We start from the raw sequence: 16,876 nt of genomic DNA on the forward strand, positions 1-16,876 counted from the left end.
GGCTCGTCCGCCGCCTGGACGTCGCCGTCGGCGTCGATGCGCAGGAGCACGGGGGTGATCAGATCGAGGACGGTGGGCATCTGGGACACGCGCCTAGATCTCTCGCACGTCCTCGAACGAGGTGCGAGCGGCAACCGTGGCCTCATCGAGGTTGAGCAGGATCGGCAGGGTCTCCTGCTGCCAGTCGTCCTCCTCGAGTCGGCGCACCAGCACCGGGCCCTGGACGGTCGCATAGACCAGCTCGATCACATCCATGATGCTGTAGAAGCCGTTGGAGTTGCAGAACTCGAGCTCGGTGAAGTCGATGACCGTGCGCTCAATCGCCCGGCCCGGCAAGATCTGACGCAGATCCGTCAGCATCTCCGACAGGTGCCGCGCCGGGTTGTCGACGCGGACCACCCCGCTGAAGGTCACCAGCAGCGAGCCCTCGTCCTCGCGCGCCACGCAGTGGAACACGCTGGCGCCGCCGTCCATGATCTCGCAATAGGTAAGGATGTTCATACGATACCTCCCAGCGGAAAAACCGCATATACGGTCAGATGCTCCTGCTCATAGCGAGCCGAGAGCCGGAAGCGGTTCTCCGAGACCAGGCGCAGCAGGCCGAGCCCGCCCTTGAGGCGGTCGGCCCGGCGGGCGCGCAGCGTCTCGCCGAGCAGGCGCCGCGGATCCGCCGTCTGGGCGACCGCGTCGATGCGGTCGCGCACCGCCTCGTACTGCGTCTGCGTCGCCTTGTTGCGCACTTGCACCTCGAGCGCCTCGGCGTCGACGCGCAGCTCGAGCTGCAGCTCGCTGTCCGGATCGACGATGTTCTCGACCACATTCTGGATCAGCTCGGTGACCGCGACGTTGGCCTTCTTGCCGACGCTCGGCGGGTAGAACATGCCGATCAGCGCCGGCAGCGACTCGCCGAGCAGCGTCGCCAGGTTGCCGCGAATGTCGCCGAGCGGGGCGACGCGGAACGAGACCCCCATCCGCGTGGACGGGGCCGCCACCCGCTCCGCCTCGCTCATGCCTCGCGCCTCCGCAGCAGGATCAGCGTGATGTCGTCGGCGTCGCTGCGGCGAAACCCGTGGTAGTCGTCGACGCAGCGGCGCAGAATCTCGGTCACCGGCTCGTGCGCGTGGGCGCAGATCAGGGCGTTGAGGCGGCGCGAGCTGTAGCTCTCGCCGGCCGCGTTCTGGGCCTCGACCAGCCCGTCCGTGTACAGCGCCAGCAGGTCCCCCGTGTAAAACGACAGCTCGAACTCCGTGTACGGCCGGCGGCGGATGCCGATGAAGGGGTCGCCCTTGCTGAAGGTGTAGATCTCGCCGCCACGCACAAGAACGCCGTACCCTCCGCCACAAACGTAGCGGATCGAGCGCTCGCCGAAAACGACGAAGTTGACCGTGGCATAGCGACGGACCTCGCGGAGGAAGCCCAGCGACGCCTGGTTCACCCACTCCACGATCTCCTTCGGCCGCGCCACCTGCTCCATCGTCTGCATGAACTGCGCCTTGAGGAACGCCATGATCAGCGCCGCCGACACGCCATGCCCGGAGATGTCGAACAGCCCGATCGCGTGGTGGCCCTCGCGCGTGCGAAAGAAGTCGTAGTAGTCGCCGCCGACCTCGGTGAGCTGCTTGTGATAAACGGCGAGGTCGAGCTGGGCCAGCATGTCCGGCGGCTGCTTCGGCAGCAGCGCGTGCTGGACCTGCTGCGCGATCTCCAGGTCCTGGCGGATCGTCTGGTACGCATGCGCCAGCTCGCGCTCCTGCTCGTCGAGGCGCTCGTAGGCCGTCTTCAAGGTGTCGTTGGTCGCCTGCCAGAACGCAGTGTCGCGCTCGACCTGCTTGCGCAGCCCGCGGTACTTCCACAGCAGGCGCTCAAGCTCGGCGCGACTCAGCTCGTGCACCGCCGCGGCGTCGCCTTCATCGAGCACATCTTCGAGGCGGGCCATGTTCCGGGGCGTCCTTGGCGGGGGAGTGGTCAGTGGAACTCGACCACGAGCAGGTCGGGGTCCCCGTCATTATGCACGTTGACGTAGTCGAGGTCGCCCGGGGCCAGCAGGCCGCCGATGAGCACGCCGCTCTCGATCTTGCGATGGAACGGTGTTGTCGAGTGGATCACGGCCCGGCCCGCCGCCGCGTCGAACTCGCGCAGGTCGAACGATCCGACCAGATCCTGCGGCCCCCGGATCACGCTGACGATCCCGGTGCTGCCGGTCTGGAAGTGCAGGAAGTCGACCCCACGGCGGATCACGTCGCGCCCCGGACCGCGGTGATACCACAGCGACATCATCTCGATCCCGAGCTTGAGCCGGATCGGATCGACGTTCTGGTAGGTCACGCCGATCATCTGCTCGAGCTGGACCCACCGCCGCAGCGGGTACCACTCGCTGACGTCGAGGTCGGCCAGCAGCTCGCCGACCTGCCTCCCGGCCACGATCTTGAGGTTGATGCACGCCTGGGCGAAGCCCGCCATCAGCGTGCCATGGACCATCGGCTCCGGGTCAGCGGCCATCACAGCACCTCCGGGCAGCGGTAGGCGAAGGCCGCGATCAGGGCCTCCCCACGGTAGCCGAGGCGCACCAGCCCCTGCCGCTCGATCGCCCAGCAGTAGTCCGGCAGCTCGATGTCCAGCGGGATCGCCGGGTACGGCCGCAGGCCCGCCTTCGCCAGCCGCAGCAGCCACGAGTCGTACAGCTCGTGGCGCTCGCAGCGGAAGATGTCGCTGGTCCCGAGGATGTCGCGGACCTCGCGGCCGACGAACTTCGCCTTGATCGCAAACTTCTCGAGCGGCGAAACATCGCTGCGGTCGACCAGGTCGAACACCGCGCCGAAGTGCTGCCAGCAGCTGTGCACCCGCTTCGTCAGCTGCTCGGTGTCGTGGTTCGCGTTCGGCTCGACCAGCGTGAACACCCGCGGCCGCAGCCCCGCCAGCCGGCGCAGCAGGTCGGTGCGCAGGCCCTGGTCACCGGGCGCGTGCGCCGTGTGGTGCAGGGCGTAGGCCGCGTTGATCACCACCCCGTCGACCCCGGCCACCGCCGCCTGCAGCATCGACGGCTCGCAGCGCTCGACCAGCCCGCGCAGCGCCACCACCTCGACGCTGAAGGGCAACCCCCGCGCCGCCGCGTCGATGACCATCTGCGCCTCGATCAAATTGGCCGCGCTGGGGTCCAGAGCCACCACCCGCAGCCGCCGCAGCCGCCCCGGCGCCGCCGCCAGGATCGGCATCAACATCGCCATCTGCGCCCCTTTGCCGATCCCGATGTCGAGCAGCGCCGCGCTGTCCAGCTCCGCCAGCGCGTGGGCGAGGTGCTGGTTGGCGATCGCGTAGCCCTGCACCAGCGGCGGCAGCGCCTTGCGTAGGAGGTCGAAGAGGTCGATCTGCGCGACCTCGTAGGACTGAAGGTAGATGTTCCTGCCCCCCAACAGGTTGCGGTCGACCCGCCGCAGCAGCGCCTCCGAGACGATGTGCGAGAGCAACATGTCGCTTGGCACGTCCATCCCGACCTCGTGCAAGAGCTGCCCAGCGATCACCGGGCCGACCAGCTGCTCCCGGTGTCGGCTGAGGTCCTGGCACGCGGACAGGATGATGTTGTAGCGATCCGCGAAGATCATGTCGCTGGGCCCAACCACCGGCCTCGTTGCCGCCCAAGGTCACACACACCCCCGAGTCTTGGCAAGGTCGGCATGTACCTGTCCCAAGGGACATCCACGCCGGCCGCCACGGCGGCCGGTCGGGGGCGTGGATCCGAGCGAATTCACGGCCCCAGGGGTCCCCACATGGCCCTGGCCACGTCTGGCCAGGTCTGGCGGCGGCCCGGCGCGAAGCCGCACCTTGGCTCCCCGGGCCGATTCCGGTATTGCTAGGATCTCGCGTAGCGAACGGGCCTGGGCCTGGGCCCTCGCCAACCGCACGGGGCTCGACCGCCGACCCGCACCCGCCGCCATGTCGCATGACCTCTCGCCCGACCCCTCCTCGACCCCCGGGTCCGTGCCCGGGGCGGCGTTCGCAGACCAGCGCGACGGGCCGGACAGCGCCGCGACCCCCGTCGTGACCGCCACCCTCTCCATTGCGGGCTTCATCGACGGCTGGATCCACTGCCAGCACGTCGCCGACTACCTCGCCCGCTTCGCCGCCTCCGACCGCTTCGACCCGGCCCAGCTGACCACCCGCCTCTCCACCTACCTCAACGAGGCGCTCGAGCTGGTGTTCCGCAGCCAGCCGATCCCCCCCGCACCCGGCGCCCCCGGCGAGATCGTGGTGGCGATCCACCGGCTCCCGGACCGCCTCCAGGTCGAACTTCGATGCCCCGCGGGACCGGCCGCGGACCTGGACAGCCATGCCGACCCCAGCGGCGCGCCCGCCGGACCCGGAGTCACCCGCCTGCGCCGCGGCATGCGCCGGGCCGCCGAGCCCGACGCCGCGGCCGCCTACCGGCGCGACTTCTCCCAGCTCCTGCGCGACACGGCGACCGACACCCGCGAGGGCACCGACGAGGGCACCCGCGAGAACGGCGCCGACGCCGGCCTGCTCGAGCTGGTCGCCCTCCACGGCATCGGCCTCGAGCTGAGCGAGGGCAGCGACGCCGTCGTGCTCCGCCTGATCGTCCCGCACGAATGACGAGCCCGACCCCGCCCATGGACAGCGCGCAGGCCTACTCGATCCGCTACCACGAGAACAACCAGGAGGTCGCGCTCGAGGGCTCGCTGCGACCGCAACACGCGGGCGACCTCGACCCCGTCCGCCAGTGCCTGGCCGAGGCCGCCGCCAGCGTGCGCGGCACCCTCTACCTGAACCTCAAGCGCCTGCGCTACCTGAACCACCTCGCCTTCCTCGAGCTGGCCCGCTTCCTCGACCACTGCCAGCGCGAGTGGCCCGACCTGCGGCTCAAGCTGGTCGTCTCGAGCGCCGTCCCGTGGGCCCCGATCCGCTTCGGCCACCTCACCGAGCGCTTCCCCAACGCGATCGTCGAGCAGTACGACAAGGCCTTCTACCCGGGCCAGGGCGTCATCGAGAACGACCAGCTCATTCCTGTCCTGCGGACCCAGACCAACATCGTGTGGGCGCACGAGCGCGAGCTCCTGCACCGCCACGGCCTGCGCCACGGCCTGCGTGTGGCCGACATCTGCTGCGGCATCGGCGACTTCGCGGTCCTGCTGCACAAGGAGTTCAAGCCCGAGGTCATCGTCGCCGTCGACCACTCCCGGCCCTTCCTGCAGTACGCGATCCAGATGGCCAAGGAGTTCGGCATCGCCGACATCGAGTACCACTACGGCGACGCCGCCAACCTGTTCCTCAGCTCCAACACCTTCGACTTCGTCACCTCGCGCCTGTCGCTGCAGATCTTCAACCGGCCCGAGCTCATCCTGCGCGAGCTGCTGCGGATCTGTAAGCCGGGCGGCCGCGTGTACCTCACCAACGAGATGATGAGCCACAACTACGGCTACCCGCGCCACGAGTCGGTCAGCTGGACCTACGCCCAGACCCTCAAGATGCTCGCCAGCCTCGGCATGGACCTCAGCATCGGCCCCAAGATGTACTCGCTGCTCACCGACCTCGGCTTCGAGGACGTGCAGATGGAGCAGATCGGGATCACCAACACCAACACCGTCGTCGAGGACTTCGCCCGCGTGATCGAGTCGTGGGAGGAGTACATCACCGGCGAGCTCTCGACCGCCACGCAGACCCCCCGCGAGGTCGTCGAGCGCCTGCACGCCGGCTTCCAGGACCACGTCTACGCGATCCGCAGCCGCCGCGGCTTCGCCATCTGGCCGATCTTCGTCGCCTCCGGCCGCAAGCCCCTGCCCACGCGCTCCACCTGACCACACGCCTGGCCGTAGCAGGCCAGGGCGCCAAAGGGTCGGGCCCGCGCACGAGCGCCCGCCCAGCGCTTGCGTGACCCCAGCTGCGGCGGCTGTGTTACCGTCCGGCCAGCACCGACCAGCAGCACGCGGGACGACAGCCATGAACGAGAGCATCGGTGACTTCAGGGACCTCTCGGGCGGCGGCGCCCGGGTGTCCCTCGTCTTCTACCCGGGCGACTTCGCGGTGCGGTGGAGCCAGTGCAGCGCGACCGCCGACTTCTTCGCCGAGTACTTCGCCGCCGTCCACGCTTGCCGCAACGAGGACGAGGGCGCCCGCTCGGAGTTCATCGGCACCATCAGCTACATCGTCAACGAGCTGGTCGAGAACGCGGTCAAGTTCAGCGTCGGCGAGACGGTCGAGGTCACCGTGGTGGTCGAGGACGACGAGCTGGTCGCGTTGGTCGCCAACCAGATCCTCGCGGCCACGGTCGAGGCGCTGGTCGACAAGTTCCGCGAGCTGGTCTCGGGCGACCCGCAAGAGATGCTGTTCGCGCGGGTCGAGGCCAACGCGGAGAACCCCGAGTCAGGGGCCTCGGGCCTCGGCTTTCTGACGATGATGTCAGACTACGGGGCCAAGCTTGGCTGGCGCTTCGACGCCGTCCAGGACAACCCCCACAACGTGCTCCTCAAGACCATGGCACGGTTACAGGTGAGGAACCAATGAGTGATACGGAGATCAAGGGTCCAGGCTACCGCGTGCTCTACGACGCCAACAGCGCCACCGTGCACTTCGAGGGCTCGCTCCGCCTCGGCACCGCCGAGTACGAGCCGATCGCGGCCCTCCTCAACTCGGTGCTCGAACAGCGCCCGCAGGCGATCACGCTGCGCATGACCGACCTCGTGTTCCTCAACAGCTCGGGCATCAACACGCTCTACAAGTTCGCCATCGCGATCCGCAAGCTCGGCGGCCTCGCGGTCCACGTCCAGGCCTCCTCCACGATCTCCTGGCAGAGCAAGTCCTTGCCCAACCTGCGCAAGTTCTTGCCGACCATCACCCTGACGATGAACTGACGCGGACGGAGAGGACGGCGGGATGGCGGAAGCGGACGACGAGCACGAGGACGCAGGGGCCCCAGAGGCCCAAGTGACCCAGGTGGCCGAGGACCCGTGGCAGCGCCTGTGGGACGACCCCGACGCCGCCGCCGCCGAGCTCCAGGCCGACCCGCAGGCGCTCGCCACCTTCGTCCGCGCCATGGCCGAGCTGAGCCGCGAGCACGCCGAGCTCACCATGCTGCACGAGGCCACGCTCGAGCACGCCAACGAGATCGAGGACCTTCTGGCCGTCAAGATCGACGAGGTCGAGGCGCTGGTCGTCAACCTCGAGCTCCGCAACGGCTTCATCCGCGAGGTCTTCGGCCGCTACATCACCGACGACGTCGTCAACACCCTGCTCGCCTCCCCGGCCGGCCTCCAGCTCGGCGGGGAGAAGCGCAAGATCACGATCCTCATCTCCGACGTGCGCGGCTTCTCCTCGCTGTGCGAGCGCCTCAGCCCGGAGCAGGTCGTCACGATCCTCAACATCTACCTCGGCGCGATGGCCGAGGTCATCGAGCGCTACCGCGGCTCGATCAACGAGTTCATCGGCGACGCGATCCTCGCGGTCTTCGGCGCCCCGATCGCCGGCGAGGATCACCCCGAGCGGGCCGTCGCCTGCGCCCTCGCCATGCAGCTCGCCATGGGCGCCGTCAACGACACCCTCCGCGAGCAGGGCCTGCCCGGCCTGGAGATGGGCATCGGCGTCCACACCGGCGAGGTCGTCGTCGGCAACATCGGCTCGCAGAAGCGGGCCAAGTACGGCGTCGTCGGCAGCCACGTCAACCTCACCAGCCGCATCGAGAGCTACACCGTCGGCGGCCAGGTGCTCATCTCGCAGTCCAGCGCCAGCGAGATCGGCGACCGCCTGCGGACCCGTCGGAGCTTCCAGGTCCTGCCCAAGGGCGCCCGCGAGGCGCTCACGATCTACGACGTCGTCGGCATCTGCAACGTCGGCGGCGAGGACCTCGCCCTCCCCGACCGCGCCGCCAGCAAGCGCACCCTCGCCGCCGGCGTCCCCGTGCGCTTCACCGTGCTCGAGGGCAAGGACGCCAGCGGCGAGCCGCTCCCCGGCACCCTGCTCAGCCTCGACGACCGCGGCGACGCCGAGATCGCCGCCGCCTACGTGCCCGATCTGCTCGCCAACGTGAAGCTCAGCCTCGACGGCCTCGACGAAGAGCACGCCTACGCCAAGGTCCAGAGCGGCTCGCCCGACCACGGCATCTTCTCCGTCCGCCTCGCCGCCGTCCCGCCCGCCCTCGCCGCCGCCCTCAGCGCGCTGCCGTGGCGGACCGGCGCCTGAGACGGGACCACCGCGTCATGGATCCGCCGCTGACGCGTCTGCTCAGCGCGCTCCCGTGGCCGACCGACGCCTGAGACCCACGCGCCTCGCCTCACTCCCGCGGCGGCGGCGGTTTGCGGGTCCACGGGCCGACCAGCCGCGTATCGGCGTCATCGACCTCGTCCTCGGCTTCGTCCTCGACGCACGACACGTCGGCGTCCGTCATCGTCGAGATCGTGACAGCCGCCCGCGGCGCATCGTCGTCGTCGTCGGCGAGGTCGATCATCACGCTCTCGCCCGTCGCCGCCAGGCTCGGGTCGTCGTCGCTCCCGCCCGTCTCGGCCATCAGGTCCGCGACGACGGTGACGTCCGACCTGTCCTGCGGGACAGCCGCAGTGTCGAGCTCCCGACTCGGCTCCGCGCCCGAATTCCCGCCTGCTCTCGTGGCGCTCGTGTGCCACTGCGTCCCTGGCCGCGCGTTGAGCGGCGAATCGGAGGGCCCGCTCAGCTTCGAGTTCGGCGGCGAGTGGTAAGTGGTGTTGAGCGGCGACACCACCGGCGACACCACCGGCTCAGGCCCACCGCCTGGCACGCCTGGCACGATCGGCAGCGCCGCCGACACCGACGGCACCGCGTGCGTACGGGCCCGGCGCTCCTCCTCGAGCCCGCCGAAGCGGCTGGCCAGCGTGCGGATGAACGCCCCCATCCACGGCTTCATCGACGTCAGCTCCTGCTCGATCACCTCGCTCGTCACCACCACCAGCGACGCGTCCTCACCACCACGACGCTGGCCGTCCGCGGCGACGCGGCGAAGATCGCCGTCTCGCCGAACATGTCGCCCGGCCCGAGCATCCGCAGCGCGACCCGCTCGCCGTCGATCGTCTTGTAGACCTCGAGCTTGCCCGACACCACGATGTACGCGGCGTCCCCGACCTCGCCCTGGCGGATCACGTGCGCCCCGCGAGCCACGCGGATCGTCGAGAAGTTGCCGCCGCCGCGCATCAGCTTGAGGATAGCAAGCTTGAGCCCCGCCACGCTCTGATAGCGGTCCTCCGGGCGCTTGGCCAGCGCCTTCATCACGATGCGCACCAGCTCGCGCGGGAAGGTGTTGGGCGGCACATGCGGCAGCTCGTCGGGCGACCGGATGTCGCACAGCTGCGCCAGCAAGATCGCCTCCAGCGCCGTGCTCCCGTGGTAGGGCGGCCGCCCCGTCATGATCTCGTAGAGCAGCGCGCCCATCGAGAAAATGTCGCTGCGCTCGTCCATCGGTTCACGCCCGGCGCTGGCCTGCTCCGGTGACATGTACGTGGGCGTCCCGAACACCAGCCCCTTGGTCTCGGACGCCGGCAGCGGCGGCAGCGAGTCGCGCACCCACTTGCGCGCGTCGACCCCCGGCCGCGGCGGCAGCAGCTGCGCCCCGCCCCAGTCCATCAGGTACACCTGCCCGAACTCGCCGACCATCACGTTGGCCGACTTGATGTCGCAGTGCAGCACGCCCCGCGCGTGGGCGAAGCCCAGCGCGTCGCACACCTTCACGAAGATCTCGAGCAAGTTCAGCAGGCGATCCGAGTCGAGCGCCACGCCGCCGCCGATCATCATCTTCAGGCTCTGGCCCTCGACCAGCTTCATCGTGAAGTAGAGCTCGCCCCTGGCGTCGCGCCCGAGCTCGTGGATCGGCACGATGTTCGGGTGGTCGAGCTGGCCCGTCACCTGGGCCTCGCGGAGGAAGCCGTGCACGAGCATCAGGTGCTCGTAGGTCGACGCGTGCATGGTCTTGGCCGCCATGCGCCGCTGCAGGGTCGCGTCGAAGGCGGCGCGCACCGCCCCCATGCCGCCGCGGGCGAGCTCGCCCTCGAGCCGCAGGCGGCGCTCCGGGTCGGGGATCGCCGCCAGCACGAGCTGCTGGATCCGCTCCTCGTGGCTCAGCTCGCGGCCGTCATCGACGAGGCGATCGAGCAGCAGACTGGTCGACGACGGCTTGTCGCCGCGAGCGGGGGGATCGGAGACCGGGTCACGCATGCAGGGCGCCAGCTGTCCAGAGCGGGCTCCACGATACTACAGGCCGGGCCAAGCCGCGGGCCGACAATTCCCCAGCAGCCCGAGCCGCAGCGCCGGATCGCTCGCCGAAGTCACGCGCCCAGTGGACCCGCGTGCTCAGGCCGCGGCCGGAGCCGCGTGCCGCAGCTCGAGCCCCGCCTCGAAGCCGAGCAAGGTGGTCCGCCGCCCGCCCTGCCAGCGGTGCAGCTCGACCTCGACGGTGAGGTGGGTCGAGCCGGGGTTACGCTGGCTGCGGAACCGAACCTCCGCGGTGCCCGTGATCGGCTCGCCGACCATGAGCTCGCCGAGCGCGCGGACCCGGCCCACGCTGCGGACCACCATCGAGTGCTCGCGCAGCGCCTCATGCCGGGCCAACGCCGCCAGCATGCGGTCGATCGCCACCGAGGTCGGACACACCCGGCCCCACGGCGAGCCGCCGCCGCCGTCGCCCGCCAGCGAACCGGTCGACAGGCACTCCTCGCAGGTGCCGATCACCTGCCCGAGAAAGCTCGACTCCACGTGGGCGGTGAGGTCCGAGGGACGTACCGCGAATTCCTGCGTCGTCAAGGTCTTGCCGACGCCGAGAGAGCCCAGATCGTGCACGGTCATGGATCGCCTCCTCCTCTTGAACGATGCCGACCGACCGCGCCCGATGCACGCGACATCGCAGCCACGCGAAGCGACCTGCGCAGGCGTGGCAAATTTTCAGCGATTCGTAGCTACACCGCCAAATTCACGCGTTCACGCGTGAACCTGGCCAATCATGGCACTTGTCAGCAACCGTAACATCAGCTCCATACACGCGATCTCCCGGCGAAACTCGCGCGATCTCCTGCAAGATCTCCGCACCGCTGCAGCTGCAACGATCGCGGACCTCCGGCCGAAGCGGCCGCGTGCTCGCCGATCTGCTCTTCCCCCCCGTGTGCGTCGCCTGCCGCCGGCTCCTCCGCGGCCCGCAGGCGCTGCCGCTGTGCTCGCTGTGCCGTCCGGAGCAGCAGCCCTTGCCGCCGGCGCAACGCCACGTCGGCGGCGTCGAGGCCGTGCACGCCTACCACGGCCCGCTCGCCCGCGCCGTGGCCGCGCTCAAGTACGAGGGCCAGTTAGAGCTCGCCGGCCCGCTCGGCCGTCTGCTGGCCGCCGCCGATCTCCTCCACCGCGACTGGGACGCCCTCATCCCGGTCCCCCTCCACCCCTGGCGCGCGCTGCTCCGCGGCTACAACCAGGCCGCCCTGCTCGCCCGCTGGGCCCTCCCCGCCGGTCACCGGCTGCGCCCGCGGCTGCTCCGCCGGGTCCGCGCCACCGCCCCGCAGACCGGGCAAGACGCCGCCGCCCGGCGACGAAACCTCGAGGGCGCCTTCGCGGCCGGGCCAGCGGTCGCCGGCCTGCGCCTGCTCGTCCTCGACGACGTGACCACCACTGGCGCCACGCTCGCGGCCTGCATCACGGCCCTGCGTGCGGCCGGGGCGCGCGAGGCGGCCGGGCTTGCCCTGCTGCGCTCGCTTGCGTAGCGTGGCCGCTCCGCCGTGAGCAAGACACCCCAGATCAAGGATGGGCACGCGTTCGTGCAGCACCGCCGCGCCCTCTTCGAGTACGAGGTGCTCGAGCGTCACGAGGCGGGCATCGCCCTGATGGGCAGCGAGGTGAAGTCGATCCGCAACGGCAAGGCCAGCCTGGCCGAGGCCTTCTGCCAGTTCAACGCCAGCGGCGAGCTGTTCCTCCACCAGGCCCACATCGGCGAGTTCCCGATGGCCCACGCCCGCAACCACAGCCCGCTGCGCCTGCGCAAGCTGCTGATGCACCGCCGCGAGCTCGAGCACCTCGCCGAGGCCGTCGCGCAGTCCGGCCTCACCCTCATCCCCCTCGACATGCACGCCCGCGCCGGCAAGATCAAGCTCGCCCTGGCGCTGTGCCGCGGCAAGAAGACCTACGACAAGCGCGCCTCCATCAAGGAGCGCGAGCAGAAGCGGGAGATCCAGCGGGCCGTCCGGGAGCACAAATGACGCAGCCCCGCCTCCGCCTGGTCCGCCCCGGCGAGGCCCTCCCTGTCCCCACGGACAGCCCGAGCCCGGCGACCGTCCCACCTGTCCCCACGGACAGCCTCCGCCCGGCCACACCTGTCCCCACGGACAGCCCAGCCACACCTGTCCCCGCGGACAGCCCGGCCACACCTGTCCCCGCGGACAGCCTCGTCTTCCACCTCCGCCTCGCCCCGCCGCCGATCTCCGCCGTCGTCGTCCCGGCGTCGGCCCTCGCCGAGCTCGACGCCCTGCTCGCCCGCGACCACGTTGGCCTCGACGACCTCGCCTGCGCGCGCCTGGCCGAACTCGCCGCCGTGGTCCCCGGCCGCGTACGCGCCGTCACGGCCGCCCTCGCGCGCGCCGCCAGCCCCGCCGCCGTGATCGCCCTGCGCAACCTCCCACCCGGCGCCCCCGGCCAGCTCGACGCCCTCCTGCGCTGCTTCAGCCGCGGCGTCGCCCGCGGCTCACCTGTCCTCGCGGACAGCCCCACCTCACCTGTCCTCGCGGACAGCCTCGCCGTCCTGCTCGCGCTCGACTTCCGCAGCTCGCGCGCCCGCGGCTTCCCCGACCTCGTCGCCCGCGCCCAGGCCCTCGCCGCCCGCGGCCCGGCCGCCGAGTTCGCGGCCCTCGACGTCGACGGCCGCCGCCACTACCGCCTCGCCTATCACGCCGGTCGCTGCCCGCCCGCCGCCCTGGCCGCCCAGCTGCGCGCCGCTCACCTCGACCTCGCCTGGTTGCACGCCCGCCTCCTGCGCCTGCGCGGCAGCCGACTGTGGCTCGGCGGCTGGCGCTTCGACAGCGACGATCGCCTCGGCCCCACGGCCCAGGGCCACCTCCTCCAGGCCTGGCTGCGCTGGGCCGAGCGAGGGCCGAGCGCGTGACCGAGACCCCGCTCGCCGCCCTCGCCCGCAGCCTCCGCGCCGGCGCCCGCGGACTGGTCCTGCGCAGCGACGACGAGGCCCGCGCGATCCGCCTGCTCGAGGACCTCGGCGCCCAACTCGGCTGCCCCGTGCACACCTGGAGCGCCGTCGCCGGCTGCGACGGCATCGGCACCCCCGCACCCCTGCCCGCGCTCCTGCGCGACCTCGCCGGCCGCCGCGAGCCCGCCCTGTGGCTGCTCCTCGACCCGCCCGCCGACCCGCTCGCGGCCCGGGCCCTGCGCGAGCTGGCCCAGCACAACGCCCCCGGCCCGGCCGCCATTGTGCTCGGCGAACCCGCACCCACCTTCGCCCAGATCCCCGAGCTCGCCGACCACGCCCTCGCGCCGCCCGAGCTCGCCGAGCTCGCCGAGCTCGCCGCCGCAGAAGCCGACTCGCTACGCCACGCCGGCCACCACGCCGCCGCCGACACGCTCGCCGACCTGTCCCCGAGAGCCAGTCCCAGCCCACCTGTCCCAAGCGCCAGCCCACCTGTCCCAAGCGCCAGCCCACCTGTCCCAAGCGCCAGCCCACCTGTCCCAAGAGCCAGCCCACCGTCCCACGCGCCCGCCCACTTGTCCCCAGTGCCCGCGCCGCTCGATCTGCTCCGCCTCGCCCTCGGCCTGTCCGAGCACGCCGCCCGCCGCCTGCTCCGCGAGGCCGCGCTCGCCGGCGCCGGCGACCCGGTCCGCGCCGCCGCCCGCCTGGTCGCCGCCAAGGCCGAGGCGCTCCACCGCGGCGCCCTGCTCGAGCTCGCCGAAGCTGTCCCCGAGGACATGCTCGGCGGACTCCCCGGCCTCAAGGCGTGGCTGCGCCGCCGCGCCCTCGCGCTCCGCCCCGCGGCCCGCGCCGCCGCGATCGCCGACCCGCGCGGCGTCCTCCTGGTCGGCGTCCAGGGCTGCGGCAAGAGCCTCGCCGCCCGCGTGTGCGCCGACATCCTCGGCCTCGGCCTGGTCCGCCTCGACCCCGGGCGCCTGTTCGGCGGCACCGTCGGCGAGAGCGAGGCCAACCTGCGCCGCCTCACCGCCGCCGCCGAGCGCCTCGCCCCGGTCGTGCTGTGGATCGACGAGCTCGACAAGGGCCTGGTCGGCAGCGAGGGCGCCGCCAGCGACGCCGGCACCGCCGCCCGCGTGCTCGGCGGCCTGCTCACCTGGCTGCAAGAGCGGGCCCGCCCGGTCTTCGTCGTCGCCACCGCCAACCGCGTCGACGCCCTCCCGCCCGAGCTCCTGCGCCGCGGCCGACTCGACGAGACCTTCTTCGTCGACCTCCCCGGCCCCGACGAACGCGCCGCGATCGCCGAGATCCACCTCCTCGCCGCCCCTCAGCGCCGCCTCGGCCGCGCCCCGCCGCTCGCCGACCCGCTGCCCGACTTCCTCGCCACCGCCCGCGCCGCCGACGGCCTCAGCGGCGCCGAGATCGAGGGCGCCGTCACCGAGGCCCGCCTCGACGCCTTCGCCGAGGCCCGCCCGCTCGCCGCCGCCGACCTCCACCGCGCCCTCGCGGCCACGATCCCGCTGTCCCGCAGCCGCGCCGCCGAGGTCGCCGCCCTGCGCAGCTGGGCGACCCGCTTCGCCCGCCCCGCCTGATCCTCACCCACCATCGACCTGTCCCAAAGGCCATCCCAACCTGTCCCTACGGACACCTCATCGATCTGTCCCCCCGGACAGATCCACGAGAAAATCGCCGCCGCGATCTCGGCGTGTTAGCCTGCCCGCGTGCGTCGCCCCGCCAGCACCGCGCAGCTCGAGCTACCGCTCGCCGCCGAGCCCACGCCTGCCCCGGTCACCCCCAGGCTCGCCCACGCCTGCCCCGCCTGCGGCTGGTTTCGCGAGGGCTTCGCCCCCTGCCCCGCCTGCGGCGACGGCCCCGTCCTGCGCCTGCCGCCGCGTCGCCGCGTCCGCCCGGAGCCGCCGTGAGCCGCTACCAGCGCGTCGAGCTCGCCCCCCAGACCCGCGACGAGCTGGCCGCCGGCCTCGCCGAGCTCGGCCTCGTGCCCGAGTGGGCCGACCCCGCCCTCGGCCTCATGCTCACCGGCAGCCTCGAGTGCGCCGGCGAGCCCGTCGACCTGCGCCTGCCCGCCGGCACTCTCGGCGCCATCGAGGACCTCGGCTTCAGCCTCGCCGACGGCCAGCTCGCCCTCATCTGCGGCGAGCTCGATCGCAACCTCCTCACGCGCCGCCTCGTCACCCCCCTCATCGCCGCCGTCACCACCGCGCGCGCCCGCAGCTTCGCCGCCGCCGCCGACCTCGATCTGGAGGAGAGCCTCGCCGCCGACGGCACCCGCCGCCTCCAGCTGCGCCCGCGTGGGCCCCGGTAACACCGCCCGCCGGCCCTGCGTTGCAGCCCTGTCGCCCCGCGCGCGAGCTCCGGTGGTCCAGATCGCCGAAGCTCACGTACGCTGGGCTCCCCGAGGTCGTCATGTCCAAGCCAAGCCCCGAGGTCCAGGCGTCGCTCACCCGCCGCAACTTCATCGCCCGCGCCGCGTCCGGCACCGTGATCACCGCGATGGGTGGCGGCCTCCTCTACACCCTCAGCGACCGCCTCACCCGCGAGGCCAAAGCGATGACCACCATCGACGGCCGCCCGCGCCTCCCGCCCGGCCAGCGCGCGCTCGAGGCCCTGCGCCCGATGGGCGGCACCCCCGGCTCGCCCAGCATCAGCGACTTTCGCCTCAAGATCCACGGCGAGGTCGACAAACCGATCGAGCTCGACTGGGCCGGCCTGCTCGCCCAGCCCCAGGCCGAGCTCGAGCTCGACGTCCACTGCGTCACCGGCTGGTCGCTGCTCGGCGCCAGCTGGAAGGGCGTCCGCCTCGCCGACCTGGCCAGGGCGGCCGGCGTCAAGCCCAGCGCCCGCCACGTCATCTTCGAGGCCGCCGCCGGCTACACCGCCAACGTCCGCCTCGCCGAGGCCCTCGCCCCCGACGTCCTCATCGCCCACCGCCACGACGGCAAGCCGCTCGCCCGCCCCCACGGCGCCCCCGTCCGCGCCGTCGTCCCCAGCCTCTACTTCTGGAAGTCCCCCAAGTACCTGAGCGGGATCAAATTCGTCGCCCGCGACGAGCCCGGCTACTGGGAGACCCGCGGCTACCACAACCACGCCGACCCCTGGCTCGAAGAACGCTATGGCTGACCCAAAGGACAGGCCCGCCCCGCGCCGAATCGGCGCACCACCATGACCCGCCTGCGCCCGTGGCTGCGGGCCCTCCACCGCGACCTCGGCTACCTCGCCGTCGGCCTCACCGTCGTCTACGCATTGAGCGGCATCGCCGTCAATCACATCGCCGACTGGGACCCCAACTTCGACAACTACGAGGCGCAGCACCAGCTCACCCTCCCGCTCCCCGCCAGCGACGCCGCGATCGCCGACCAGCTCCTGCGCGAGCTCGCCGTCACTGCCCCGCCGACCGAGGTCTACCGCAGCGACAGCAACGAGGTCTCGGTCCTGCTCGAGGGCCGCAGCTTCCACGTCAACACGGACACCGGCGCCGTGCTCGAGGACGGCCAGCGCGAGCGCTTCCTGATCCGCGTCGCCAACTGGCTGCACCTGAACCGCGGCAAGAAGGCCTGGACCTACATCGCCGACGGCTACGCCGCCTTCCTCCTGATCCTCGCCACCAGCGGCCTCTTCATGATCCCGGGCCGCAAGGGCCTGATCGGCCGCGGCGGCCTCCTGGTCGCCCTCGGCGTCGCCGTGCCCGTCCTCTACGTCAGCCTCTCCGGCGGCCCCTGACAAGCGAGA

Annotated in this window: 21 protein-coding genes; 13 read left to right on the top strand and 8 right to left on the bottom strand. The window is 71.7% G+C overall.

Annotated elements, in window-relative coordinates:
• Positions 1-93: 93 nt before the first annotated feature.
• The 5 genes from IPJ59_RS12580 to IPJ59_RS12600 are packed head-to-tail and all read right to left on the bottom strand — an operon-like array spanning position 94 to position 3,599.
• On the bottom strand, positions 94-501 hold the full coding sequence (locus IPJ59_RS12580; RefSeq protein WP_293255497.1) for a hypothetical protein: 408 nt from the start codon (positions 499-501) through the stop codon (positions 94-96).
• Positions 498-1,010, bottom strand: coding sequence for a hypothetical protein (locus IPJ59_RS12585; protein WP_293255494.1), 513 nt, complete (start codon positions 1,008-1,010; stop codon positions 498-500). The genes IPJ59_RS12580 and IPJ59_RS12585 overlap by 4 nt, the downstream gene beginning before the upstream one ends.
• Positions 1,007-1,936 carry a PP2C family protein-serine/threonine phosphatase gene (locus IPJ59_RS12590; RefSeq protein ID WP_293255491.1) on the bottom strand — a complete coding sequence of 310 codons (930 nt, stop codon included), beginning with the start codon at positions 1,934-1,936 and terminating at the stop codon, positions 1,007-1,009. Before IPJ59_RS12590 ends, IPJ59_RS12585 begins: the two co-directional genes overlap by 4 nt.
• 29 nt (positions 1,937-1,965) lie before the next feature.
• Positions 1,966-2,499, bottom strand: a complete 534-nt coding sequence (locus IPJ59_RS12595) for a hypothetical protein (protein WP_293255488.1) — start codon at positions 2,497-2,499, stop codon at positions 1,966-1,968.
• A complete protein-coding gene (locus IPJ59_RS12600) occupies positions 2,499-3,599 on the bottom strand; it encodes a GRAS family protein (protein ID WP_293255485.1) in 1,101 nt (366 codons plus the stop codon). Before IPJ59_RS12600 ends, IPJ59_RS12595 begins: the two co-directional genes overlap by 1 nt.
• 331 nt (positions 3,600-3,930) lie before the next feature.
• Here IPJ59_RS12600 and IPJ59_RS12605 point away from each other — a divergent pair, with 331 nt between their 5' ends.
• The 5 genes from IPJ59_RS12605 (at position 3,931) to IPJ59_RS12625 (ending at position 8,184) form a co-directional block, all read left to right on the top strand.
• Entirely contained in the window at positions 3,931-4,605 is a 675-nt protein-coding gene (locus IPJ59_RS12605) for a hypothetical protein (RefSeq protein WP_293271805.1), read from the top strand.
• The gene (locus tag IPJ59_RS12610) at positions 4,602-5,807 is read left to right on the top strand and encodes a class I SAM-dependent methyltransferase (RefSeq protein WP_293255479.1); all 1,206 of its coding nucleotides are present in this window, start codon (positions 4,602-4,604) and stop codon (positions 5,805-5,807) included. Before IPJ59_RS12605 ends, IPJ59_RS12610 begins: the two co-directional genes overlap by 4 nt.
• A gap of 142 nt (positions 5,808-5,949) precedes the next feature.
• Positions 5,950-6,513 carry a DUF6272 family protein gene (locus IPJ59_RS12615; RefSeq protein WP_293255476.1) on the top strand — a complete coding sequence of 188 codons (564 nt, stop codon included), beginning with the start codon at positions 5,950-5,952 and terminating at the stop codon, positions 6,511-6,513.
• Positions 6,510-6,860, top strand: a complete 351-nt coding sequence (locus tag IPJ59_RS12620; protein ID WP_293255473.1) for a slr1659 superfamily regulator — start codon at positions 6,510-6,512, stop codon at positions 6,858-6,860. The genes IPJ59_RS12615 and IPJ59_RS12620 overlap by 4 nt, the downstream gene beginning before the upstream one ends.
• 22 nt (positions 6,861-6,882) lie before the next feature.
• Positions 6,883-8,184 (top strand): adenylate/guanylate cyclase domain-containing protein, encoded by a 1,302-nt coding sequence (locus IPJ59_RS12625; RefSeq protein ID WP_293271807.1) that lies wholly within the window; start codon positions 6,883-6,885, stop codon positions 8,182-8,184.
• Positions 8,185-8,275: 91 nt separating this feature from the next.
• On the opposite strand, the gene IPJ59_RS12630 is transcribed toward IPJ59_RS12625, so the two are convergent.
• From IPJ59_RS12630 to IPJ59_RS12640, 3 genes are all read right to left on the bottom strand, one after another.
• Positions 8,276-8,923 carry a hypothetical protein gene (locus tag IPJ59_RS12630; protein ID WP_293271809.1) on the bottom strand — a complete coding sequence of 216 codons (648 nt, stop codon included), beginning with the start codon at positions 8,921-8,923 and terminating at the stop codon, positions 8,276-8,278.
• Complete coding sequence (locus tag IPJ59_RS12635) at positions 8,914-10,182, bottom strand: protein kinase domain-containing protein (protein WP_293271811.1); 1,269 nt, start codon at positions 10,180-10,182, stop codon at positions 8,914-8,916. The genes IPJ59_RS12630 and IPJ59_RS12635 overlap by 10 nt, the downstream gene beginning before the upstream one ends.
• 135 nt (positions 10,183-10,317) lie before the next feature.
• Positions 10,318-10,809, bottom strand: coding sequence for a hypothetical protein (locus IPJ59_RS12640; protein WP_293271813.1), 492 nt, complete (start codon positions 10,807-10,809; stop codon positions 10,318-10,320).
• A gap of 284 nt (positions 10,810-11,093) precedes the next feature.
• Here IPJ59_RS12640 and IPJ59_RS12645 point away from each other — a divergent pair, with 284 nt between their 5' ends.
• The 8 genes from IPJ59_RS12645 (at position 11,094) to IPJ59_RS12680 (ending at position 16,867) form a co-directional block, all read left to right on the top strand.
• On the top strand, positions 11,094-11,708 hold the full coding sequence (locus tag IPJ59_RS12645) for a ComF family protein (RefSeq protein ID WP_293255461.1): 615 nt from the start codon (positions 11,094-11,096) through the stop codon (positions 11,706-11,708).
• Between the two features lie 15 nt (positions 11,709-11,723).
• Positions 11,724-12,200, top strand: a complete 477-nt coding sequence (gene smpB, locus IPJ59_RS12650) for an SsrA-binding protein SmpB (RefSeq protein WP_293255458.1) — start codon at positions 11,724-11,726, stop codon at positions 12,198-12,200.
• The gene (locus IPJ59_RS12655) at positions 12,197-13,099 is read left to right on the top strand and encodes a hypothetical protein (RefSeq protein WP_293271815.1); all 903 of its coding nucleotides are present in this window, start codon (positions 12,197-12,199) and stop codon (positions 13,097-13,099) included. Before smpB ends, IPJ59_RS12655 begins: the two co-directional genes overlap by 4 nt.
• Positions 13,096-14,721: an AAA family ATPase gene (locus IPJ59_RS12660; RefSeq protein ID WP_293271817.1), complete on the top strand. Its 1,626-nt coding sequence runs from the start codon at positions 13,096-13,098 to the stop codon at positions 14,719-14,721. Before IPJ59_RS12655 ends, IPJ59_RS12660 begins: the two co-directional genes overlap by 4 nt.
• A 129-nt stretch (positions 14,722-14,850) precedes the next feature.
• Complete coding sequence (locus IPJ59_RS12665) at positions 14,851-15,051, top strand: hypothetical protein (protein WP_293255449.1); 201 nt, start codon at positions 14,851-14,853, stop codon at positions 15,049-15,051.
• Positions 15,048-15,452, top strand: a complete 405-nt coding sequence (locus tag IPJ59_RS12670) for a hypothetical protein (RefSeq protein WP_293255447.1) — start codon at positions 15,048-15,050, stop codon at positions 15,450-15,452. Before IPJ59_RS12665 ends, IPJ59_RS12670 begins: the two co-directional genes overlap by 4 nt.
• Before the next feature lie 101 nt (positions 15,453-15,553).
• Positions 15,554-16,267, top strand: a complete 714-nt coding sequence (locus IPJ59_RS12675; protein ID WP_293271819.1) for a molybdopterin-dependent oxidoreductase — start codon at positions 15,554-15,556, stop codon at positions 16,265-16,267.
• A gap of 42 nt (positions 16,268-16,309) precedes the next feature.
• On the top strand, positions 16,310-16,867 hold the full coding sequence (locus IPJ59_RS12680) for a PepSY-associated TM helix domain-containing protein (protein ID WP_293255442.1): 558 nt from the start codon (positions 16,310-16,312) through the stop codon (positions 16,865-16,867).
• The last annotated feature ends 9 nt before the right edge of the window (positions 16,868-16,876 follow it).

The organism is Nannocystis sp., assembly GCF_016714285.1.
Taxonomy (GTDB): Bacteria; Myxococcota_A; Polyangia; order Nannocystales; family Nannocystaceae; genus Nannocystis.